At 60.1% G+C, this 24,147-nt stretch carries 15 protein-coding genes; 7 read left to right on the forward strand and 8 right to left on the reverse strand.

Annotated elements, in window-relative coordinates:
• Positions 1 to 127 precede the first annotated feature (127 nt).
• From IRZ31_RS00005 to IRZ31_RS00015, 3 genes are all read left to right on the forward strand, one after another.
• On the forward strand, positions 128 to 1,771 hold the full coding sequence (locus IRZ31_RS00005) for a hypothetical protein (RefSeq protein WP_297148229.1): 1,644 nt from the start codon (positions 128 to 130) through the stop codon (positions 1,769 to 1,771).
• Between the two features lie 355 nt (positions 1,772 to 2,126).
• A complete protein-coding gene (locus tag IRZ31_RS00010) occupies positions 2,127 to 2,525 on the forward strand; it encodes a VOC family protein (protein WP_151729380.1) in 399 nt (132 codons plus the stop codon).
• A 60-nt stretch (positions 2,526 to 2,585) separates the two neighbouring features.
• A complete protein-coding gene (locus IRZ31_RS00015) occupies positions 2,586 to 3,773 on the forward strand; it encodes an FIST N-terminal domain-containing protein (protein ID WP_297148230.1) in 1,188 nt (395 codons plus the stop codon).
• Between the two features lie 80 nt (positions 3,774 to 3,853).
• Here the strand turns inward: IRZ31_RS00015 and IRZ31_RS21305 are convergent, their stop codons facing one another.
• A complete protein-coding gene (locus IRZ31_RS21305; protein WP_363325616.1) occupies positions 3,854 to 3,997 on the reverse strand; it encodes a WD40 repeat domain-containing protein in 144 nt (47 codons plus the stop codon).
• Between the two features lie 301 nt (positions 3,998 to 4,298).
• On the opposite strand from IRZ31_RS21305, the gene IRZ31_RS00020 reads away from it, so the two are divergent.
• The gene (locus IRZ31_RS00020; protein ID WP_297148231.1) at positions 4,299 to 7,511 is read left to right on the forward strand and encodes an efflux RND transporter permease subunit; all 3,213 of its coding nucleotides are present in this window, start codon (positions 4,299 to 4,301) and stop codon (positions 7,509 to 7,511) included.
• 477 nt (positions 7,512 to 7,988) lie between these two features.
• On the opposite strand, the gene gyrB is transcribed toward IRZ31_RS00020, so the two are convergent.
• From gyrB to IRZ31_RS00035, 3 genes are all read right to left on the reverse strand, one after another.
• Positions 7,989 to 10,004, reverse strand: coding sequence for a DNA topoisomerase (ATP-hydrolyzing) subunit B (gene gyrB, locus IRZ31_RS00025; protein ID WP_297148232.1), 2,016 nt, complete (start codon positions 10,002 to 10,004; stop codon positions 7,989 to 7,991).
• Between the two features lie 1,400 nt (positions 10,005 to 11,404).
• A complete protein-coding gene (locus IRZ31_RS00030) occupies positions 11,405 to 12,028 on the reverse strand; it encodes a zinc ribbon domain-containing protein (RefSeq protein ID WP_297148233.1) in 624 nt (207 codons plus the stop codon).
• A gap of 394 nt (positions 12,029 to 12,422) precedes the next feature.
• Entirely contained in the window at positions 12,423 to 15,458 is a 3,036-nt protein-coding gene (locus IRZ31_RS00035) for a glycoside hydrolase family 38 C-terminal domain-containing protein (protein WP_297148234.1), read from the reverse strand.
• Between the two features lie 276 nt (positions 15,459 to 15,734).
• Between IRZ31_RS00035 and IRZ31_RS00040 the strand changes: the two genes are divergently transcribed.
• A complete protein-coding gene (locus tag IRZ31_RS00040) occupies positions 15,735 to 16,589 on the forward strand; it encodes a methyltransferase domain-containing protein (protein ID WP_297148235.1) in 855 nt (284 codons plus the stop codon).
• 54 nt (positions 16,590 to 16,643) lie between these two features.
• Here the strand turns inward: IRZ31_RS00040 and IRZ31_RS00045 are convergent, their stop codons facing one another.
• Positions 16,644 to 17,936, reverse strand: coding sequence for a pyridoxal phosphate-dependent aminotransferase (locus IRZ31_RS00045; protein WP_297148236.1), 1,293 nt, complete (start codon positions 17,934 to 17,936; stop codon positions 16,644 to 16,646).
• Between the two features lie 174 nt (positions 17,937 to 18,110).
• The gene (locus IRZ31_RS00050; RefSeq protein ID WP_297148238.1) at positions 18,111 to 19,292 is read right to left on the reverse strand and encodes a CaiB/BaiF CoA-transferase family protein; all 1,182 of its coding nucleotides are present in this window, start codon (positions 19,290 to 19,292) and stop codon (positions 18,111 to 18,113) included.
• Positions 19,293 to 19,584: 292 nt separating this feature from the next.
• On the opposite strand from IRZ31_RS00050, the gene IRZ31_RS00055 reads away from it, so the two are divergent.
• Entirely contained in the window at positions 19,585 to 20,592 is a 1,008-nt protein-coding gene (locus IRZ31_RS00055) for an isoaspartyl peptidase/L-asparaginase (RefSeq protein WP_297148239.1), read from the forward strand.
• A gap of 207 nt (positions 20,593 to 20,799) precedes the next feature.
• On the opposite strand, the gene IRZ31_RS00060 is transcribed toward IRZ31_RS00055, so the two are convergent.
• Positions 20,800 to 22,035: a protein kinase gene (locus IRZ31_RS00060; protein ID WP_297148240.1), complete on the reverse strand. Its 1,236-nt coding sequence runs from the start codon at positions 22,033 to 22,035 to the stop codon at positions 20,800 to 20,802.
• Between the two features lie 5 nt (positions 22,036 to 22,040).
• A complete protein-coding gene (locus IRZ31_RS00065) occupies positions 22,041 to 23,069 on the reverse strand; it encodes an ROK family protein (protein WP_297148241.1) in 1,029 nt (342 codons plus the stop codon).
• 555 nt (positions 23,070 to 23,624) lie between these two features.
• On the opposite strand from IRZ31_RS00065, the gene IRZ31_RS00070 reads away from it, so the two are divergent.
• On the forward strand, positions 23,625 to 24,140 hold the full coding sequence (locus IRZ31_RS00070) for a hypothetical protein (RefSeq protein ID WP_297148242.1): 516 nt from the start codon (positions 23,625 to 23,627) through the stop codon (positions 24,138 to 24,140).
• The last annotated feature ends 7 nt before the right edge of the window (positions 24,141 to 24,147 follow it).

A 24,147-nucleotide genomic window follows, 5' to 3' on the forward strand; every position in this document is an offset into this window, starting at 1 on the left:
AAAGGAGGTAGAGCGTGATGAAATAATCAGCTCTTGGGAGCATGAGCTTTCCTCTGCACACTGGAGTGCAGAGCGTGCATCAACGCGGATGGTCATCTATGAGCAAGGATTTTGCGGGAGGCTCCCCATGAAACTGCTCAGTCATCGACTCTGTCTGCTTGCTGGTACCCTCGGTTTGGTCTTACTGCTGGCGACTGGCCTCAGCCTGGGGGGTGCCAGTCGAGCGCAGGCTGCTGTGCTCTTGCAGACGCACTGGCACATCGACTGTTCCCGTCCAGGTACAGCCTGCACCGAGGTACAAGACCCTGAAGAGGTCTTTGGGGAAGGCTACTATGTGGGACATGACGAGCCTTCAGTCTTGTTCTACTCCTCTTTGCCCGGCTCGGGCAACCACATGACCTATTTGCTCCGTCTACCAACCGATCCACCGGGTTTGAGTGCTGGAGGAAACAAAGCCTTCAACTTCCAGCTACATATCACCTTCTGGCTTGGCATGGCCCTCTGCGACACCCAGTCCTATCCCCTCCAGGTGAGCACGTGTACACCAGACAGCGATCGCAATATCGTTGATCCGGCGATCAGCCCCAATCATCCCGGCACGGCCTACATGGAGCTGCAATTTTACCCGCCTGGCTTTGTATCCTGGCCGCAGGGTAATAGCTGCGACGCGCGCCAGTGGTGTGCAGCCCTGACCATAGACAGCCTGTCGGAGGACCCTGTACATGGCACAGTGCTCAACCCAACCTGTGCGGCGCAGACCGGGCTGGAGTACGTCAACTTCGCCTTTATTACGCGCGATGGGCGGGCGCAGGCGCCGGCCAACCCGGTGCAGTCGACACTGGCCACGTTCACCCCTGATCCGCGGCGCGATCTCTTTATGAACTCCGGCGACTTCGTCCTGGTCAAGCTGGGAGATACGCCACATGGACTGCGGGTCGATCTCTTTGATCTGACGACGGGCCAGCATGGAGCAATGACGGCCAGCGCCGCTAACGGTTTTGGACAGGTCAAGTTCGCGCCGGCCCCTTCGACTGAGTGCACCAACATTCCCTACGATTTCCACCCGATGTACAGCACCTCCTCCGAGGCGACGCGTGTCATCTGGGCGGCTCACTCCTATAATATTGCCTTTGCCGACGAGATCGGCCATTTCGACTATTGCACCGGTCCCATTGATGCCAGCGGCGTCTGTCGTGGTAGCGAGGGCACGGGCAGCGATCTTGAGCCGGCTGATAGCGATGATACCGCCTGCTTTGCAGCAACGGCCTCGCTGCGCATCCAGGTCTCGGGCTGCTACGGCACCAATGTGGGCTTCGATGGCACCTCTTACAAGCCGGTCTGGCCAGATGGCAATACGCGACTCCATCCGACGCCGATTCTCTTCAGCAGCCCTCGCACGGGCCTGGGCGATCAGCAGAACTACAGTCGAGTGGCCTTCGAGTCAGACACGCCGCGGATTGAGGCGGCGGACTTCAATGGGCAGTGCAATCGGGATACTGGCGCTGGTTGTGCCATTGTGCCCAATACGGACGATGGGGTGCCAGCGGACTTCTATCCCTTCTTCAGCATGGCCCACCACGGGCCAAGCTGTCTCTGGCTGATTGGAAACGACGTGCCGGGGCTGACGACCAACGATTTCGGGAAGACGAGTGAGTTTGGCTCTCTGTTGAAACTGACTTACCTGGCCTTCGGCGGCGGTGGAGCAACCTTGCAGCGCTATAACGATTTCCGTCAGGTGCTGTCGAGCAATCCCTGCCCATTCCTCTACTAGAAGCGGTGCGGTGGAGCATCGCGACTCGCCCTCTGGACTGGCGAGAGGGTGAGTGAGGTTCATCTGGCAACGAGGGCAGGAACCGCCGGCGGCTCGCAGTGTCGCAATGGCGCCGCGGGTTCCTGCCTTGAAGGTCGACCAGGACGAGGCTTGCCTTCCTGCTCGTCTGTACCTTTCTTGCTGTTGCCGGAGCCTTCTTGCGTGTGCGATACTATCATAATTAGGAGCAGAAGGTAGGGCGCTGCCCCTTCTACGGCTCTCTGCGCCGTGTGATGATAACTCTTCCGTTCTGTACTCCATGCGCTTGGCGAAGCAGCAAGGAGAGGAGCGAGCAGTCGATACACAGGTGTTCCAGATGAAACATATCGTCGGGATTTCGGAGATTGTGCTTTGGACGGCGGACAAGGAAAAGGCTCTCCACTTCTATCGCGACCTCCTGGGCTTAGAGGTGATCTCTCCTCCGAGCCTGCCGAACGTCTTTTTAAAAGTTGGCGAGGGGAAAGCCGGTATCCCCCAGATGATTGTCCTGGTGCCCAAGACTGAGGAAGTCAAGGCCAAACCTGCGGGCTACCAGCTTCATCATCTGGCATTGGAGCTGCCCGAGGAAGCCTTTGATGCGCAGTACGCAGCTCTCGTGCAGGCCGGCTACCAGCCACGCGGCGGCAAGCATCCCGTGCTGGCCAGTCGTACCATGTATGTGGATGATCCTGATGGCAATGAAGTGGAGTTTATCTGTCGGGCCAGTGCCAGTTGAGGGCCTGTCATGGAGAACGAGCGGGCAAGCATAGAAGAGACAGAGTATGGAAAAACAAGTATGAATGCGACTGAGGAGAAGCCCCTGGTACGGGTGGCACTGGTCGAAGATGCACGCTGGGAGCGGGCCCTGGCTCGCGCCCTTGCGCGCGTCAAAGGTCCCACCGATCTGGCCATTCTCTTCGCCAGTGGCCTCTATGCAGAATCGCTGCCTGAACTCGTGCGTCGCGCTTATGAGGAAAGCGGGGTGCGGCTGCTCATTGGCTGCTCAGGCCAGGGAGTGATTGGCCAGGGCGAAGAGCTGGAGGAGACAGCAGCTCTGGCCTTGATGACGCTGCAGTTGCCGGGGGCAGGGCTGCGGGTGGTGCGCTTTACACAGGCCCTGGTCGAAGAGTGCGAGCGTGCTGAGGAGTGGCATACGCGTCTGGGGCTGTCGCCTGAAGAGGTCAACGCCTGGCTCATCCTGGCTGACCCTTTCCGTCTGGATAGCGAGGCCCTGCTGGAAGGGCTGGCGCGGGCCTACCCCCATTGCCCGATCGTGGGTGGCCTGGCCTCGGCTCACCCCTTGCTGCAGCGGACTTTTGTCTTTCGCAATGGCGATGTCTTCGGCGAGGGCGGCGTCGGGCTGGCCCTCGGCGGCCCCTACACTATCCTGCCGCTCGTCTCTCAGGGATGTGAACCAATCGGCGAACCCTGGACTATCACCAGTGTACGTGGCAATCTCGTCGAAACGATTTCTAATCGTCCCGCCTATGAACTTCTGCTAGAGACCTTGCAGGAACTACCGCCTTTTATGCAGCGTCGTGCTCGCCATAATCTGCTGGTGGGCCTGGCGGCCAATGAGTACCGTGAGAGCTTTGGGCGTGGTAGTTTCCTGGTGCGACCCCTGATTGGGGTTGATCGGCTCAGTGGGGGACTGGCCATTGGGGCTATGCCGCGCGTGGGCCAGACGATTCAGTTTCAGATGCGCGATGCCAGCACCGCCGATATGGACCTGCGCGATGCGTTAGAGCGGGCACGTGAAGAGCTGGGTGACCGCGAACCGGTGGCCGCGATCCTCTGCACCTGTAATGGACGTGGCATGAATCTTTTCGATACTCCCAATCACGATGCTGAGGCGGTCGAACACTATCTTGGTCCCCTCCCGCTTGTTGGCCTCTTCTGCAGCGGCGAAATTGGGCCTGTTGATGGCCGTCCCTTTCTTCATGGCTTTACTGCCTGCATGGCGCTGCTCGTGCGCCTGGAATAAGCTGCGCCGGAGCTGGTCAGTGAGGTAACTGCCGATCGAAGCCCTCGATGAGGCTTCTCATGTTGCGCTGCACTCTCATCTCAAGCAGGTGGTGCGGTCCAGACCTGGGCCGTGCCGTCGTTGCCGCACAAGAGGAGTTGCTGGCCATCGTACGACCAGAGAGCTGACCAGACGGTGTCGCTGTGTCCGCGTATTCCTGTGAAGCGATGACTATCTGGCCACAACGAAAACAGCGATGCACCTCCGGTGGCAAGGCTGCTGTACCACAGAAAGTGCAGGGCATAAAGACTGCCTCCATCCTATGCCTCGCTACTATGAAACGCTGTTTGCTTCATTCGTTGTAGGAGAGAAAAGCCCTGGCTGGCCTTTTCTGGTCCCGCTCGCGGACGGTTTTTCACCCCTGGCTGTAACCAATAGCCGGGGCCATTCGTAAAGACATTTCGAAACTGCACCGTTCTAGATCTTTCTAGAACCAGACCAGAAAGGGTACGAGAGAACAGTATGCATCGCCTTGCGAAACTGAGCATGGCTAACAGGAGCATAGTGGCCTTAGCCACTATTGCCGTGCTCCTGTTAGGAGGATATATCATCCCGTTGTTGAAGCAAGAGCTTCTACCTCCGCTCGTCTATCCGGCTATTTCGGTTATCACCGCCTATCCAGGCGCTGCCCCTGAGCAGGTAGAGCAAGACGTCACCGATCCGCTAGAAAGCAACTTCCAGGGCAACTCTAATGTGCAGCGGATCACCTCGCAATCCAGCCAGGGGCTATCTGTCATCACGATCTACTACAACTTCGGGACCGACCTTGACCGGGCCCAGCAGACCATCAGCGAAGAGATCAACAAGGCCCAGTCCAGTCTGCCGTCCAACGTCACCCCGCAGGTCCAGCAGTATGACTTTGCTGATGTTCCCATCATCATCCTGGCCGTCAGCTCGGATCAGAACCAGCAGGACCTTGCTGTGCGCCTCAAACAGATTGTTGTGCCTGCATTGCAGGGGATCAATGGTGTGGCAAATGTCAGCATTACAGGTGTGCGCCAGCAGATTGTCAGCATCACGCTCGATCCCAAGAAGCTACAGCAGCACAATCTCACCGTCAATCAAGTTGAGCAGGTGCTGCAGGCTAACAACATCACTCTGCCGGCGGGCCAGCAAACTACCAATGATCAAACGCTCGCGGTGCGGGTGGGGAACACCCTTGGCTCGCTAGATGACCTCAAAAACCTGGTTGTAGGTGAGCAGGCGGTCCTGCCACAGGGGCAGTTCCCGAGCAGCTCTGTAGCGGCCAGCGCCAGCGCGGCCAGCAGTGCTGCTGCTCTGCAGCAACAGCAGACCAGCGCCAGCAGCAGTGCCAGCGCTGCCGCCGCGGCGGGTGTCACCCTGAAACCGATCAAGCTTGGCGATGTGGCCACGGTCAAAGAAGATCTCGCGCCCTCGACTACCCTCACGCGTACCAATGGCCAGCCCAGTCTGGGCATCTCGATCACCAAGACCAACGACGGCAATGCGGTCTCGATCTCACAGGAAGTCAACAACCAGATTCCCGACCTGGAGCGCAAGTTAGGCTATAACGCTCGTATTACCGTCGTTAGCGACCAGGCCCCCTACATTCAGGAGTCAGTCCGCGACCTGGCTCGCGAAGGGCTGCTCGGTGCGCTCTTTGCCATCGTCGTCATCCTCGTCTTCCTGCTCTCCGTCCGCTCTACCCTGGTCACTGCGATCTCGATTCCGCTCTCGATTGTGATCGCCCTGATCGGCCTCTGGGTGGGGAACTACTCGCTCAACCTGCTCACCCTCTCGGGCTTAACCATTGCTGTCGGGCGAGTTGTCGACGACTCCATCGTTGTTCTTGAAAATATCTATCGCCATTTGCGAGGAGGAGAAGACAAGCGCACGGCTGTTCTCGCAGGAGTCAAAGAGGTTGCGACTGCTGTCACAGCCTCGACCCTGACCACTGTCTGTGTCTTTCTGCCGTTGGCCTTTATCGGGGACATCGTTGGCGAGTACGCTCACCCACTGGCCTTCTCGGTCACCGTAGCTCTCCTGGCCTCGCTGCTGGTGGCCCTGACCATTATCCCTGTGCTGGCCTACTGGTTCCTCAAGAATCCCGCGGAGAAGGCCAAGAGCGAGCGTGCTCTTCCCCAGGAAAAGCCGAGCTTCCTGGAGCGGGGCTATGTTCCGCTGGTACGCTGGGTCACGCATCACCGGGCGATTACGCTCGTGGTGGCCCTGCTGCTCTTCCTCGGCAGCTGCGCGCTCTTCCCGCTGCTACCGGTCAATGTCTTCGGCAACCAGGGAGCGACCTCCTTCCGCTTTAGCCAGAAGCTTGACCCTACGGCCAGTCTGACCCGCATGGACGCAGCCGCGCGGCCTGTTGAGAACGTGCTCAGCACGATCCCAGATATCCAGGCCTATCAGGTAACCATTGGCGGAGGCGGCAGCTCTCTGCTCAACCTCAGCCCGGGTAGCTCGAACGGCAACAGTGCCACCTATACTGTCACCGTCAAATCGAGCGCCGATCTCAATCATGTGCAGCAGACCGTCCGTGACCGTCTCAAGACACTGCAGGGGGTTGGCACCTTTACCTTCCTGCAGACCAGTAACAGCAACATTGTCGATATCACGGTACAGGCTCCTGACGAGACCACACTGCGCCAGGCGGCTCAGCAGGTCTACGATGCAGTCGCCAATACGCCCAACACCACCGATGTCAGCAGCGACCTCTCCTCGGCGGTCCCCCTGATTGACGTTCATGTTGATCCCACCAAGGCCCTGGCCCACGGTCTGACAGCGGTCCAGGTGGGGCAGCTGCTGCAGATGGTCTATAATGGCACCACGGTCACCCATGTGACGCTCAACGGGGTGCAACAGGATGTTGACCTCAAGCTGGGGACGGCGCCGACTAGCCTGCAGCAGCTGCGCGATCTCCAGTTGCCGACCGGCTCGGGCAGCATTCGTCTCGGAGACATTGCCACGGTCAGCCAGGTCAATGGGCCAACCCAGATCTCACATCTGAACGGCACGCGCACGGCCACCATTACCCTGACCGCCACCATCGATAACGTGGGGGCCGTGACCCACGATGTCGAGAAGCGCATCAACAGCCTCCATTTGCCGAATGGGGCCAGTGCCAGCCTGGGCACCAACACCTCGCTGCAAAATCAGGCTCTGCAGCAGTTCTACTTTGTCCTGCTGGTAGCCATTCCTCTGGTCTACATCGTCATGGTGGCTACCTTCCGCAGTCTGGTGCAGCCGCTGATCCTGCTGATTGCCATTCCCTTTGCCGGCGTTGGCTCGCTGATCCTGGCAGCCATTACGCGCACACCGATCGGTATCTCCTCCCTCTTTGGCTTCCTGATGCTGATCGGTATCGTAGTCACCAACGCCATCGTCCTGATCGATCTGGTGAACCAATATAGGGCACGAGGTCTGGATGCGCGCGCAGCAGTCGTGGAGGGTGGACGGCGACGCCTGCGACCCATCTTGATGACTGCGCTCGCCACGATAATGGCCTTGATCCCGATGGCTCTGGGCATCGGAGGCGGCGACAGCCTGCTCATCTCGGGCGATCTTGCCATCGTCGTCATTGGCGGTCTGACCTCCTCAACAATGCTCACGCTGCTCCTTGTTCCCACCCTCTATGTACTGGTTGAGGATATCAAGGAGCGCTTCACCAGGCGGCCAGCGCCGCCCGCTACTGGAGGAGGCGAACGCACCGAGGCTATAGCTACCCACTAGTCGCCAGGCACTGCCGGCAGCAGCCCATCTGACGGCAGGCGCCTGCTCTCTCTCCTGCTACCTGGAGCAGAGAGACCTCAAAGCGAGGAGACCAGCGTAACTCTGGTCTCCTCTTTGTTTTGTTTTTGGCCTGGCTGCGCGCCGCGGGTGGAGCTGAATCTGAATGAATGCCCCTCGCAAGAGAAGAGGGGTGGGTGGCCCACCTGTTGGAAACCGCTGCTCACTCAGGGATAGGGGGACAGGCGCTTCTCTGCCGTCGGCCAAGCTAGCTGACCAGCCTCAACAAGTGAGAAACAACCTGGAAGCGTCTGGATAGGGGGAGAACAGGTGAGGCATTGAAAAAGAGAAAAAGGGGAAAATAACAGAAGCGAATGCTGCGATATCATGCCTCCCTCCCTCGCCAGCCGGAGAGGCTGGTCAGCGAGGGAGAGAGCAACTCAAAGGATGGGCGTAAGCTGTCCGGCAGGTGCCTAAACGCTAGATATCCAGCTCAGCATTCTTCGCGTGGCTTTCGATAAAGCGCTTACGGGGAGCCACCTCATCGCCCATCAGCATATTGAAGACGCGATCGGCCTCCACCGCCTCCTCGATCGTCACCTTCAGGATTGTGCGGCGGGCCGGGTCCATCGTCGTCTCCCAGAGCGTCTCGGGATTCATCTCGCCCAAACCTTTGTAGCGTCCTACCTCTGGCTCTTTCCCGTTATGCTTCGCCTTATATTCAGCGATCAAAGCATCCCGCTCCTCGTCGGAATAGGCGTAGCGCACCTCCTTACCCATCTTCACGTGGTAGAGAGGTGGCTGAGCGATATAGAGGTGGCCGTCCGTAATCAGCGGTTCCATATAGCGGAAGAAGAAGGTCAGGAGGAGTGTGCGAATATGGGCGCCATCGACATCGGCATCGCACATAATCACAATGCGTCCATAGCGCAGCTTTGACTTATCGAAAGATTCACCGATACCCACGCCGATGGCTGTGATAATATTCTTGACCTCCTCGTTTTCGAGCATCTTCTGCAGGCGGGCGCGCTCCACATTAAGGATTTTGCCGCGCAGAGGGAGGATTGCCTGGAAATGGCGATCGCGGCCTTGCTTGGCGGAGCCGCCGGCGGAATCGCCCTCAACAAGGTACAGCTCACAGCGATCGGGACGGCGCTCAGTACAGTCGGCCAGTTTCCCGGGGAGAGTCGTATCGAGGGCATTCTTACGCTGAACCAGCTCGCGGGCTGCGCGAGCCGCCTCACGGGCGCGAGCCGAGGTCAAGCACTTCTCGATGATCGCGCGTGCCTCCGCGGGCGTCTCCTCCAGGTAGACCGAGAGCATTTCCGCTGTCACCGCTTCGACGATTGGGCGCACCTCAGCGTTATTCAGCTTGGCCTTGGTCTGCGCCTCGAACTGGGGGTTCGGCAGCTTCACGCTGACCACCGCTGTCAGGCCCTGGCGCACGTCCTCGCCGGTCAGATTGCTCTCCTTCTCCTTAAGGAAGCCCATCTTACGGGCGTAGTCGTTGAGCGTGCGCGTCAAGGCGCTGCGGAAGCCAGTGATGTGCATACCCCCGTCCACCGTGTTGATGCCGTTAGCGAAAGAGAACTCCGTTGTATTCCAGCTATCGTTATACTGGAGCGCGATCTCGACCTTCACCTGGTCGACCTCGCGTACGATACTGACGGGACGGCTTTGCAGGCAGTTGCGGTTCTTATTGAGGTAGCGAACGAACGAAACGAGGCCCCCTTCGAAGTAGAAAGTGACCTCGCGATCGCTGCGCTCGTCGCGAAGGGAGATCGTCAAGCCGCGGTTGAGATAAGCGATCTCGCGGAAGCGCTGGGCCAGGATATCGAAGTTGTAGTCGCGGGTCTCCATCACCTGGAGATCGGGGAGGAAGGTGGTCTTGGTGCCGTGGCCCTCAGCTGGTCCCAGATCCTCGACAGGAGTGACGGCGATGCCACGCTCGTAGCGCTGGCGATAGCGATGTCCATCGCGCTTCACCTCCACCTCGCACCATTCCGAAAGCGCATTGACAACCGAGACACCCACGCCGTGCAGGCCGCTGCTGAACTGATAGACCCCGCTGCCGAACTTGCCCCCGGCGTGCAGGATCGTCATCACCACCTCTAGCGTCGACATCTCCGGGCGCTGGTGATGTTTTTCCACAGGAATACCGCGCCCATTGTCCTCGATCGTCACCGACTCATCAGCGTGGATGGTGACCGTGACCGTATCGGCGAACCCGGCCATCGCCTCATCGACGCTGTTGTCGACCACCTCATAGATCAGGTGGTGAAGGCCGCGCTGATCTGTCGACCCGATGTACATTCCAGGTCGGACGCGCACCGCCTCCAGGCCCTCCAGAATCTGGATATGCTGCTCGCTATAGTCCCCATTGCTGACACTACCACGCGGCGCTACCCTGGAGCCATTGAGTTTCTCCTTCGGGAGAGCGCCATCACCAGCTACCTGCTCAGCCGTTACTGCCAGAGATTCTCTTGCTTTTGCCATAGGGTCTGCACGTTCCTTTAGCGCTAACAGCCTTCTATTTATAGAAAAAGAGCGAAGAGGCCGCTCTCGCCCTCGTAGCTATCGCAGCCTGTAGACTCGCGCGAGCCGGCGTATCGCTGGCCGGCGCCGAGTTTTCCTCTGACAGACCTGATCACCTCAGCCCAGCTCATCGCCGGAGAGGCGGGCTGGTCTGTTCTCGTGGCCTATCTCACTGTCTGTCCGCTTGCTTGTCTGTCTACCTGTCTGAGCAACCTGGCTACAGCCTCAGAGCAGAGGCGCACAGCCTCTCTTTGCCCATTCACCTGCTTGCTCGCTTGCTCACTCGCCAAAGCCACAGTGGTAGTTTCCACCCAGGCTGGACAGAGAGACGGACAGGCAACACTCGTCAAAAACCTTACTGCTCGCTTCGCTTGCTTTGATGCCTTACCCCCGCTCCTCTCTGGTCTACCGGGCTAAGACATGGCCAGTGCCTTCCGACCCTCGATTGCGCATCGTCTGGAATGCGTGCGCCTGGCGGTCTCAAGCACCTGCGTGCTGAGCAGGGCGAGGAGACAGGCTCTGTGAGGAAAAGATCTCAGCTGCTATGCTGCTTATCTATTCTTTCTGAAAGAGAGAAGCCAATGTGGTAACGAAGTTACCCTTTGGTGTCTCTCTTATTATATCACATGCAGGCCTTTGGGCCAATCAAAGACGGACAGATTGACCACTGGTAGAGCTAAAGCGGGTACCATCTGCTGCCGCGCCGACCTGTCCTGTCTCTCAGTCAGCCCGTCATCTCAACCAGCCAGCTCAAACTCTCATCCTCATAGACTGCCTGGCGTCGGTGACTAGAGGCGCCACCTCTTTCCAGGCGCCATACCTGGCCTGGACCGGGCAGCAGTAGGCATCTGCGGGTCCGGGCAGGAAGGCAAGCATTTGGGCGAAGCGAACAACCCAACAAGAGAAAAAGCACACAGCGAGCGGCCAGCTCAAATCTCCCTGGCTATGTGTGCAGGCCAGACAACGGACCAGTCGGCGATTCAGAGAGGGTTGAATGAAGCAAGACAAGAGCCGTCTGACCAGGTTAGCAAACCGGGCAGGCGGCCCATCGCCGGTCACCGTAGCCTGCAACAGAGCAGAGAATACCGAGCTAGTGCCTGGGAGCCAGCGCAGCGCTCACCGTGCAAGGGGAAAGGTGGCAGACAGCGCAGAAGGACGACAGAGTAATCCAGGCCGAGCGGGCAAAGTTGGGTGATGCCAGAAGCCAAAGCCGGGCCAATCCATCGTCTTCTCAGCTGTTACTGTCGGCCAGTTGCTTATTCATGCGCTCGATGACGCCCCTACTCACTGGCTCACCCACTCAGCCAGCCAAAACAGCCAACAAGAAAGGGTAAGCGAGTTGCAGAGGCTAAGAGCCAGAGCTAGAAGCGATTACCGCCGAGCGGCCCGCTCATCGGAACGCCTGGTGGCTGATTGGCGGGCATCCCGGCTACGCCTGGCATCGACGGAACGCCGGGCACCCCGGAGACGCCGGGGACGCTGGGCATGCCCTGCATAGGCATGGCCATCAGATTAGTAGCGCAGTAAGGGCAGAACGACCAGCGCAGCTCAAGGAGACGCTCGCACTTTGGACAAGGCCGCTTGAGCTTCTGCCCACAGGAAGGACAGATCTGGAAATCCGACTCCACGCGGGCGTGGCAATTCGTGCATGTCTGGCGCTCTGTCATCTCGGCCAGCAGCGACTCCTCTTCCAGCTGGCGCTCGTAGATCTCTGCCAGCGTCTGGCGAGGGCGCAAGATCAGGTAGATCAACAACCCGCCCACGTTAAAGACCGCCACCAGCAGCGTGGCAATAACCTGCGTGGCCAGATCTTGAGAGCGGGAGCGGATATCACGGAATGTCCAGATGATCAAGCTTATCCAGAAAACGAAGAAGAAAGCAAGAAAAAAACTAATAATAAGCCCCAATGCGTTCTGCAGGGTTGTTAGCAGGCCGCCCCCACTGGGCGTAGCTCCGAGAATAAGGCTAAGAGATTGCGCGTTCACAGGATGAAGGCCCCTTTCAGAATAGACATAGCTCAGTACACACAATTACAACGGACATCCCCGGTTGAATGTTGCTCCTTCCAGGACTTCCAGTACCCCCCGGGCTGGCCCGCCGGAGAGGAAAGACCCCGTGGCGGGGCGGTCGCGCGAGCGCTGATCAGCGTGAGCGCTGTCTCTGGACCGCCCCGTCACAGTGCTTTCCGTTACACCTTGCCTTGAGGCTTGACAGGTCCCGCTCAGCCATCGACCGTTGCCTCAGAAGAGCGGAGGGCAGGGCAGAAGCCTGAGCAAGACGAGGCCCCAGCGAGAAGCGGCCTCGCCCTCAGCGGGACCTGGCTCTGGAAGAGCTAACACGCTATCGATGCTGAGTAAGAACTCACAACAGAAGAACGGCCTAACGGAACAGCAGCGTCACGATCTCCCCGGCGCGCAGCTGTCGCCGGATAGGAGGTGTGTCCTGCAGCAATGAGCTATCCTGACTCCCCTGCCATCCAAGCTGCTCGCGCGGTTCCTCCAGTAAGTTTGCCACAAATGCCTGACTGGCGGCAAGACCGGGCTGGAAAGTCGCCTCGACCTCGTGGTCGAGCGGATTATAGACGCGCACAACCCAGCCCTGGTCATCGAGCGAGCGCTTAATGGCGCTGACCACCAGCTCCGGGGGCGAGACCTCGACCAGCGAGGTGCGGGCCGGAAGCTGCCCGTCGTGCTGGCTGGTCACCGTGGCGCGGGCTGGCAGATTGAAAGCCTGCGCCTCGCGCACCACCAGGCCATCCTCGGCTTCCCACGTGCCGCGATGGGGCACCAGCGCGTAGTCGAATTCGTGGCGTCCAGGACACTGAGCCTCCGGGGTATAGTACATAGGGCCGGCAGGACCCTGGCGCGTTGAAAGATCATCGCGCGAGAGCCACTCAACGCAGCGCAGCAAGGTCAGAGCCAGCGCCATCTGTCCCGGCGCCAGGCCTGGCCCGCCCTGCACAACCTCATATTCCGGCAGGCCGCGGTTGAGGACCGCCAGGCCGATCTGGCCATCGCTGAGGTCGACGAAACGCTTCTGCGGGAAGGTATTAACGGGTGTCTCGGCCCACTCGCTGACGTTCTCCGGGCGAGGAGCTGTCACCGGGCGCAGACGCACCTCAAACGTTCCCTCGGCGGCCACCCTTTCTATTGTATAAGGTATCGGGAACAGCACTCGCAGACGATGATCGCGCGCATTGTTCTCCACTGTCGTGTGGATATCGATGCGGCGCACCCCGGGGTAGAGCGAGATCTCGCTGGTGATCGGACAGTCGACGAAGCCCTCGCTGCGCCTATCACGGCTATCGCTGCAGGTCGCCGGCAGACGCCAGATCGAGCTGATACGCAGCGCGGCGCGCACCGGGCCAGCGCTCAGCAACTCAATGCGGGGTGGCTGGGCCGGCGTGCTGATCAGCGTATCGTGTGTAGGCGGACAGTAGGTATACAGGTCACCGACGTCGCCGCCATCGACAAAGCGATGCAGGCCGCGGAAGACTGCGCCCGTCTCCTTGTCGGTCACTGTGAGCGTACCAAGCTCGCTATCCACCTCGACGCGATAAAACTCATTCTCGATCGACTGCGGAGCGCAGTGCAGCGTGGCATGCTCCAGCAGCGGAACCTGCTCGGGCTGGACCGCCGGATAGAGCCAGTAGGTTTTCGCCCCGTAAGGCGGCAGCTCGCTGGCCAGGAACTCGACCTTCTGCAGCACCAGCTCAAAGACCTCGAACTCCAGGGCTTTGATCTCCTCGCGCTGAAGCAGCTGCAGCACCTCCTGCTCGCTGGCGAGCAAGCGCTGACGGTCGCCTTTGAGCAGATTGGAGGGCGCGAGAGCAATTTCAATGCGGCGCAGGTCAGGAGTAGCGGCAGGCAGGACGCGCAGATCAACGATCTCATCGGGATCGTCGGGGATGCCCATCGCAATCCTGATCGTATCGTGGGTCAGCGCCAGGAACTGGCCAGGACGGTCAAAGGTGCCCACGGCTTGCATCCGGGCCAGCGCCTGACGTTGAATCGTCTGGCTGCCGATGCGCCGACGATGCTCGCCCAGCACCCGGAAAGGCAAAGCCCGCCCGTTCTCATCGACGAGGACTGCGCGCTGCAACGACTCAGCGATAGGGACCTCGACGGAGACCGCCGCATTGCGTGGCCCGGGCCCCATATTAAAGACCACGATCGGGAAAGACGTCTGCCCGTGACCAGCCAGCGGCTGCGGCGGCAGCGTCCGCATACTCTCGGTGACCCGCTGCAAGGCCCGACTCACCAGAGCCTCGCCGATCTGCTGACACTGCGCAAAGCGAACACTATTCTCGCGATGGACCTGGTCGATGCTGCAGCCACAGATGCTATCGTGCGGCTGATTCTGCAGCAGGTATTTCCAGGCCAGGTTCACCAGACCGCGCGGATAGTCATCGCCGAGCTTCCAGGCCCAGAGCGTCAGTGGCTCAACCCAGTGCTGCAGCAGATGCTCCTGCGCAGTATTCTGCTGCTTGATCCACATGCGTGTCGAAAGAACGGCAGGGAGCAGATGAGCATAGCGGCTGCTGCGCAGCTCACCCTGGAGGAGGCGAAGCTGGCGCTGCTGCTGCTCGATGCGCCGACGCACCTGCTCGATGTACTGGGGAATCGTCCCAATCTGAATATGAATACCTTCATACTGATGATGATTGCTGTGAGCCGAGCGCGAGGTGTTCCCCAGGAGCTTATTGGCTGCCTCGATGGTTGCCGGCAGGCCCTGCTGCGGCTCCAAATGGTCGGAGCCGTTCATCAAGAGCAGCGTGTCCGTCGTGGTCGGAGTACGGTCGAGTAGCTGCGAGACCACCATCTCCAGCCGCGTGATGAAGGCATCAGGAGTCAGGGGCATCAGGCGCGCATTGCCGTAGCCTTCGGGCAGGTAGATCACCAGAACCCTGGTGCCATCTGGCGCCTCCCAGTAGAATTCACTTTCTCTGACCTCGTCACCCACACCTCGCCAGAGAACCGCGCTGTCAATGCCGAAGCCCTGCAGAATCTGTGGCATCTGGGCAATATGGCCGAAGCAGTCAGGTAAGTAACCGACACGCATAGGCTCCCCGAAGCGTGCAGCTTGCTTGAGACCCGTCTGCAGATTGCGAATCAGCGACTCGCCACTGACCAGAAACTCATCGGGCTGGAGATACCAGGGACCGATGAGAATGCGCCCCTCGGCAATGTATTGCTTGAGACGCTCCTCCTGCTCCGGTCGCACTTCCAGGTAGTCTTCAAGCACGATTGTTTGCCCATCGAGCATGAAGTGCTTGAATGCAGGGTCATGTTCCATGATATTCAGCAGTTTGTCTATGGTTTGCACCAGCCGGATGCGAAACTGCTGGAAGGTCAGATACCACTCGCGGTCCCAATGGGTATGTGGCACCAGAATGATGCTGAGTTGCCCACTCATACGTTTTCCCTTGTTATGTTTCCATTTTTTATCGATTTATTGCTGTGCATTTACCACCTGCATGGCCTGGTGGGGAGCCTGCTAGCAGACGGCGATTACCGATGCAGGTACAATAAATGTTGAAAGATATTATACTCGCTGTCTACCCGGATGGCAATAAATGCCCCTCAAAGTAAGACTCTTAGTTAGTCAAAATGGCCCCCTTGCATTGAAGCTTGCCCCCATATATAATCTTCGCGCTAACACCTACCATTCAAAATCGAGGAACTGCGACCTGTGGTCACCAGCCTACACGTTGTCTTATCACACGTCCAGGTTGCCCCTCTTTTGCAGGCTCGTCGGGAGGGGAGGCGGCAGTGGGAACTCTCGCCGGACCTGGGCCTCTCCCAAGTGACGGTTGCCCTTACTGAAGAGGGGGTACTTTTTCCTTCGGGCGAACTGTTGCGTTGGGACGATGTTGAGCGCATCGCATCTGCTCTCAATAGCTGTTTCCTGCTGGAGCATGGTTCTGTGCGGGCCATCCAGACCTTCTCATCGGTGACCAATCGCCCCTGTAGTCTCTATCCGACCCAGGGGGCGCCCAGCCTGCTGATTGCTGGCTTTGTCATGCACCGTGTCAAGGAGGTTGATCCACTGGAGGACACGCGCCTCAAGATGCGCACGCTGGCGCCCATCGGTGGGCGCGTGCTGGACACAGCCACTGGCCTGGGTTATACCGCCATCGAAGCGGCCCGTCATGCTGACGAAGTGATTACCATCGAGCTTGATCCTGCGGTCCAGGAGGTGGCTCGCTTCAATCCCTGGTCACAGGATCTCTTCCATCATCCGAGAATCCGCCGCATGCTTGGCGATGCCAGCGAGCTAGTGCCGACCTTCCCCGATCAGTATTTTTCGCGGATTATCCATGATCCGCCGGCCTTCGATCTGGCTGGCGAACTCTACTCGGGTGCCTTTTATCGCGAGCTGTATCGGGTGCTCCGCGGAGGGGGGCGCCTCTTCCACTATGTTGGCGACCTGCAGAGCCGCGCGGGTAGCAGCACCTTACGGGGGGTGACCCGCCGTTTGCAGGAAGCTGGCTTTCCGCGGGTGGTGCCGCGTCAGGAGGCGTTTGGCGTGGTGGCCTATAAGTAACGCTGAGGAGGCAGGCTGCTCGCCAGACCCCAGTGCGCTCTGGTTCGCTCTTGCTTAGTGTTGTCCCAACTCCTCGCTGTGCTCGCGCGCCTCTCCGACTCCCGGCGCGTGTTTCTCCTCCTCGCACAGCTCACAGATGGTGCTGAGGCCCTGCTCGATGGCCTCCTCCTCTGCTCCCAGAGAGACGCGTACATGGTCAACCGTCCTGGAGCCGAAGAGGCTTCCTGGCACGACCAGCACGTTCCGACGGCGGAGCAGTTCCAGGGCGAAGGCGCTGGACTGCGCGCTGTCGCTGCCGTTGCTATGCTGCCTGCCGTTTCGCTTGCTGGCGATATTGACCAGGATATAGAAGGCGCCATGTGGCATGTATTCATAGCGCCCGTAGCGCTTTAGCAGAGCAACCGCGCGATCGCGGCGCTGGCGGTAGGCGGAGCGCATCTGAGCGACGCAGTCCTGTGGTCCGCTCAAGGCAGCTGCCGCGGCGCGCTGGGTTGCCAGCGGCAGGCTGGTATAGCTGGCGTCAAGCACCTGGCTGAGGCTGCGCATGAGAGTCTGGCTCGCGACCAGATAGCCGATGCGCCAACCAGTCATAGCATATGTTTTTGAAAAGCTATAGACGCCGATGAATATTCCCTGCTCGCGCTCCGCTGGTGTCAGCAGCGTAGCGGGGCTGACATGTTCTCCTTCAAAAACAAGCTCATCGTAGCATTCATCTGAGAGCAGCAGCAGTCGATGACGCCGGGCGAAGTCCAGGAGGGCGGCCACTACTTCCCGGGGGAAGACGGCCCCGGTGGGGTTGCCTGGGCTGTTGACAATCAGCAGGCGCGTGCGTGCGCTGACGCGGCGCTCCAGCTCGGACAAGTCCGGTAGCCAGCCGCTTGCCGGATCAAGCGGGTAGGGCACGGGCCTGGCGCCTGCAATGGCAAGCTGACGATAGTAATGGGGCCAGCCGGGATTGGGCAGCAGTACCTCGTCACCCTCGCCAACGGTCGCCAGCAGGGCTAACTGGACTGCGCCCGTCCCGCCGACGGTCACTCCGATGTTGGCCGGTGAGACCTCGTAACCATTGACGCGCCTGATCTTCTCCGCCAGTAGCTCGCGCAGCCAAGGCCAACCGCAGGATGGGCCGTAAGTTTGGGCTTCTTCCTGCAGGGAGGCAAGGGCGGCTGCGATAATGTGTGGCGGGGTGCGGAAGCTCGGCTCGCCGATCTCCAGGCGGAGCAGCGCCTGACCTGCCCGCTCTTGTTCCTCAGCGACCTGGCGTAGCTCGGCGAGGGGATTAGGCGGCAGGCGCTGCCAGAGGCGCTGACCTGGCTCCTCTCTCCCCTCTGAGATCCCTAGTTGCATATCTGCTGTTCGCTCACTCCCTTATTGTATCACATAGACCGGTCTGTCTGTCCACTGCTTGCCTGCATGCCTGGTAGCTTACTCGCTGCCGCCTGCCTCGCGTTCTCTCCCCTGGCTGCTGGTTGCCTCCTTCGTTCGGAGGAACCAGGGTCTGAGAGTACCGGCTGTTGATCCTCAGATGATACCCTGCGCGCGGAAGGCAGCGATCTCTTCCTGGCTGTAGCCCAGTTCGCTCAGGATTGCGGCGCTGTGCTCACCCAGTTGTGGTGGCTGGTAGCGCTCTTCCGGGGAAGTGTCGGAGAGGCGCGGGAAGGGGCGCAGGGTGCCGAGCGTTTCACCGGCGATTTCGCTCAGGTGGGCGACGCCGCGGGCCTGTGCGTGGGGGTCACTGAGCGCCTCCTCCAGAGAGTAGACCGGCCCGACGCAGGCGTCGAGATCGGCCAGCTCGGCCAGCCACTCATCGCGTGTCCTGGTTTTGAAAATGCTTTGTAGAATGGCGATTGCCTCTTTGCGCTCCTCGGGTCCGACAGGAGTATGGAAAGGCAGTAGCTCCAGATGGCCGATGCGCGTGCAGAAGGCGTGCCAGAATTTCGGTTCGAGGGCGGCCAGGGTAATATAGCCGCCATCTCTTGTCTCATAAATATTGTAGCAGGGCAGGCCACCGTCGAGGGGAGAGTGTCCCGGTTGCGGGGCCTGACCCGTTGTCAGATAGCCGCTAATGGCCAGGGGGAGCAGCGCCATTGCTCCCTCTGTCATGGAGACATCGACCAGGCGCCCCTGGCCGGTCTGGCTGCGCCCAATGAGGGCTGTGAGGATGCCGATCACCGCCATCAGGCCACCGCCGGCCAGATCAGCCAGCTGGGTCGGGGGCATGACCGGTCTCCCCTGCTGATCGCGGTTGTAGTGCAGCAGCCCGGCATAGCCAAGATAATTCAGATCGTGGCCGGCGCGCTGGCTGTAGGGGCCGTCCTGGCCGTAGCCGCTAATGGCGCAGTAGATCAGCTCGGGGCGAATCTCGCGTAGCTGCTCGTAGCCCAGGCCCAGACGCGCCATGACGCCGGGGCGGAAGCTCTCCAGCAGGACATCGGCGCTGCGTACCAGGCGCAGGAAAATAGACCGGCCCTCCTCGGATTTGAGATTAAGTGTCAGGCTGCGCTTGTTGCGATTGACCGCCAGAAAGGCCAGGCCCATACCGCTGGGACCGTAGGGGGGCATGTGCCGTCCATAGTCGCCGCTGCCAGGCTCTTCGACCTTGATGACATCGGCCCCAAAGTCGGCCAACAATTGCGAGGCGTAGCCTCCAGGCAAGAGGCGGGAGAGGTCAAGTACACGGATGCCGCTCAGAGGCTGGGTCATGCCTGCTCTCCTTACTGCAGTGTGGGAACTCCTGGTCCGTCCAGGTTGCTTGACAAACGCTGTCTGTCCTGTCGGCTGGAAACGATTGATGAGCGATAGTGTTCGCTATGTTATAGCAGGATTAGTCAACGCTGTCAATCCTTCACCGCTCCCTCTGTCGGTAGTTGTCTGACCAGCTGAGGCATACATAATACATAGCCTCTGCGGCCTGGGGGTGCGAAGCTGAAGGGTGCTGCGTGATACAATGCACTCAGAGCCATGAATCTGTTGGAAATGAGGAGCACAGGAGTAGATGCCTATCGCCATTGTTGTTCATGGAGGAGCCGGCTCGATCCCCGAGGAGCGGGCAGCGGTCGCCCAAGCCGGCTGCCAGGAAGCGGCAGAGCTGGGATGGCGCATTCTGAAGCAAGGAGGCTCAGCTCTCGATGCGGTCGAGGCGGCGGTGCGTGCCCTGGAAGATAATCCGGTCTACAATGCTGGCACGGGAGCCACCCTGACGCAAGATGGCCGGATTGAGCTAGATGCAGGCATCATGGAAGGGCGCACTCTGCAGGTAGGGGCTATAGCTGCCGTTGAGGGCGTGAAGAATCCGATCACTCTGGCACGACGTGTGCTGGAGAGTCCGCATGTTCTGCTTGTTGGGCATGGGGCTCAGCAGTTTGCGCTGGAACAAGGGATTCCGCTCTGCCGTACTGAAGATCTGTTGACCGACTATCAGTATCGCCGTTGGCGCGAGGGACAACGTGGGGCCGAAAGCCAGGCGGACGAGGATGGTGAGGATGAGCCGTCTTTCTACCGTTTGGAAGTGGCCACAACGATGTTCGCCTCAGACGAGGGGGAGCCTCCCTATTATCGCCTCCAGGTCGGCGCGACCAGCATCCACGTGGACGAGGAGCGACATGGAACGGTGGGAGCAGTGGCCCTCGATGAGTCGGGACTGCTGGCGGCGGCCACCTCTACGGGAGGCATCTTTCAGAAGTATCCCGGGCGCGTCGGTGATACTCCCCTTGTCGGCTGCGGCTTCTACGCCGACGAGCATGCGGCGGTCTCCTGCACAGGTCAGGGTGAAGACTTCGTACGCCTGTTGCTGGCGCGGCGCGCTGCCGACTTTGTCGCCCTGGGGGCCAGCGCCGAGGCTGCGGCTCAGGCGGCCATTTCTGTCTTGAGTGCCAAAGCTAGCGGTAAAGGAGGCTTAATCATTGTCGATGCTGCGGGACAGGTTGGGCTGGCCCACAACAGTCCGCAGATGGCCTACGCCTACCGCTGTTCTGGGATGGATCAATCAGTTTGTGGGGTTTAAGCAAGCAAGTAACTAAGAGCAAACGAACGAGCGAAACGTCTCGCCCTCTCAGAGCCGGCTGGCCGGCCTCGGCTGGCTGACCAGCCGGGGCGAGACCAATAGAGCGGCAGCTTGGAAAACCACCTCGCCTTCTTTCCCCTTGCTCTCTCTTTAATTCTGACCCGCCCGCTCACCCCGCCGTCAGGAGCGTCTTTCTTGAATTGTCTTCTAATGCAGCAGGAGTGTGCTCAAGAAGAAGCCCAGGGCAAAGAAGCAGGCAAAGATCACCAGACCGCAGACCAGCAGCAGCAGGAAGGGGATCTGTTGTTGTTCCTGGCCTGGCTCCGCCTCTGGCCTGAAGTGGGTTGCAGGTGGCGTGCCAGCGTAAGGGTAGAGGGGAGCTTGAGGCTGAGCGGGGGTCACCTTCAGCGAGCTGTCGGCGACGGTTGGCGAAGCCGGTGACAGCTCCAGAGCGGAACCCGGGTGGGGGCCAGCGGAAGCGAAGGAGGAGAGGCGACGCCCACCTTCACCGCCAGGTAGCGATGGAAGGGGCTGGCCGTCAGTTTCCGGTAGCAGCGGAGCGGGAGTGAAGGGGCGGGCGACGGCGCCCTCTTCCACTGCCGGTGCGCCTACCGCGACCGAGGCAGGTACGGCGGTTTCCAGAGCCTCGCCCAGTGCTTTCAGTTCCATATAGAGAACTTCGGGTCTATTGATATGCTGAGGATGGTCGCGCATGACTGCGCGGGCGACGAGATCACACAACTCTGGAGGAATAGCGCGCAAGAAGCGCAGGCGACCATCGGGAGGCGGCTCGACGCCGGTGGCGCCGGCGGGTCGTCCTGCCAACAACTGATAGAGCAAGAGGCCGACGGCGCGGGTATCATCGTCGAGGCGGCCCTCACTTGCCTGGCCCCAAGGCAATTCCTGGTCGGAGAGCACGATGCCGGCGGCGCCGACCACGCTCCAGGCGTTGAAATAGGCGAGATCGCTAGGGAGGGCGAAATTATTGACGCGCACAAAGCCCTGCCGATCGCGCAGAATGGCTGAGGGTGTCAGGTCGCCGTGGCAGACGTGGCGGCTACCGCTGGCAGCATAGACCAGGGCCTGGCAGAGCTGACAGCCAAGCTCGATTACCTCAAAGGGGGAGAGCTGGCGTTGCAGAAGAGCGGCGAAATCCTCGCCCTCGACGTACTCCTGGACCACGTAGAACTGGTCGCCCTCGCCAACGAGATCATAGAGGCCCACAATATGCGGGTGGGAAAACTGAGCTGTCATGCGCAGGGCGGTGCGGTAGACAGACACCTGCGACGGGGGCACCGCCTTGACGGCGACAGGGCGCTGCAGGACCTGGTCCAGGCCCTGATAGACGGTGCAAAAAGGTCCCTGCTTAATCAAGCGTCGCAGCAGGTAACGCCTGCAAATGACCCGGCCTGTTTCCACAATCGATGCCTCTTTATCAATCAAAGCGATTACAGATCCTGGAGAGCCAGCGTCACTGCTCCGACAAGGCTCGCCTGGGGGCCCAGCTTGCCCTGAACGATGCGCAGATGCTGGCTGGCTGCGGGCAGACAGAGCGCGCGCAGACGCTCGCGCAGGGGGGCGATCAGGGGTTCCCCCACGAGCGCAACCGACCCGCCTAAGATGATCATACCGGGATTGACAAGATGAACGATATTGGCCAGAGCGAAGGCCAGATAGGTCAGCACCTCGTCGATCAGGCAGCGAGCCACCTCATCGCCCTCTGCGGCCAGCTGAAAGATCTGCCCCACGGTGATGCGCTCGGCCCTTCCCTCGGTAAGGCGGTGGATAGCCGCTAATGTCGCGGGGTGCTCGACGGCACGACCGATCATGGTGCGAACAATGGCCTGAGCGGAGGCGATGGCTTCCAGATGGCCGTAGCCGCCGCACGAGCATTTTGGCCCATTCTGCATCACCAACAGATGGCCGATCTCGCCCGCTGTCGAGGTCACGCCGTGGTAGATCCGGCCATTGACGATCAAGCCGCCGCCGATTCCTCGGCCCAGCCCGACGTAGAGAGCCACTCGCTCCCCAATGCCGGCCCCGTAAAGCACCTCAGCCAGGGCGGCAGCGTTCGCGTTATTATCGATGATGCAAGGGACGTTCAGGCGCTCGGCCAGGTAGTCCTGCAGCGGAAAATTATCCCAACCATGTGCATGGTAAAGCGTCCGCACGATCCCTTGTGAAGCATCGACTGGCCCGCCTACGGCGACACCTACGCGTAGCACGCGCCCATCGCGCAGGTGTTCGGGGTCCAACACCTCCCCAAGCATGGCCTCCAGCAGCTGGAGCAGGGTTGTCGTATCGGGAATATACTCCAGAGGGCGGCGCAGCTGATAGAGAATGTTGCCATCCAGATCGGCCAGGGCTACTGATTGGCGCGTGCCGCTACCGCTGATCTCAATTCCCACTACATAGCCCTGGGTAGCCAACAGCTTACCGGTGGACCGTGGCGTCTGGCTGCTGCGTTCTGTAGACACGCTCCTGTCTCCTCTTGCGGGCTTGCCTGGTGCTGCCGGTGTGGGCAGGGCAAGCACAAAACAGAACAGCACAAAGCAAGACAGAGAGGATTGGTCGGTCTCTACTTCGGCGCTTGCCTTGCCTGGGCTGGGCTAGACTAGACTAGACTGGACTGGGCAGCTCGCCTATACTGTTGCTGTCCTGCTTCCGTTGCTTTCCTACTCACGCCCTGGCGCTGCCTCGCCCTGCCCGCCAGCGGGGTGAGCCATTCCAGGAATTCTGATTACTCCCTTGTTACAGGCAGTGCTCTCTAGATGAACGAGACAGCGGCTTCAGTATATCATAAGAAATGCCTCACGCAAAGTACGTTAGGATGGCTGTCTCACCTCAGCTGACCAGCCCTTCTCTGCCTTCTCAGACGTCTGCTTGCTATGGCAGCTGACTGACCTCTTGCTTGCATCAGCGGGAGGCTGACCGCTACAATTGGTCCAGAGTCTGGATGGGCATCGGCTGCCAGCAGCAAGGCTGGTGGATGATGCCGGCCTCAGCATTTCGGCAATCTGCGAGGGAGGGCGATGGTCTCATCTTCGCTGGCTGAGCCGCGTACCTTTGTTGGGCGGGGCCTCAGCCCTATGAAGCGAGCAGTCACAATTGTAGCGTTGCTGGCGATTACGCTTGCGGTACTGCTGATTGCTTTGCACGAGGGCCTGTCGGCGGTCGGTAGTACTATTGCGGCTTTGCTCTTTATTGCGGGCTTTATCTATTATCTCTGGATTATTGCCCCGCAGCCCTTTACGATCACTGTGAGCGCCGAGGAGATTGTGAAGCGTAGTCAGCGCGGCGAGACGGTGGTGCTGCGCTGGGAGGAGCTGGCGCGCGTCAAGGAGGAGTTTTTCCCGAATGGCACGCGCATCAGTCTGGCGCTCTACCGCCGCCCGAGCGCTGACGGTCAGGGGGAGCATAGCGGCCAGCCAGTGCGGGCCTGGGTAGTCTACCGCGACGACGTCGATGATCTCGATGGGCTGGCGGCCCTTATACAGCAGCTGAAGCCCGCTGACTGCCGCTGGGAGAGCGCTACAGTCCATGAGTAAGTGACTC

It is taken from the genome of Thermogemmatispora sp., from assembly GCF_019683635.1.
Lineage (GTDB): Bacteria > Chloroflexota > Ktedonobacteria > Ktedonobacterales > Ktedonobacteraceae > Thermogemmatispora.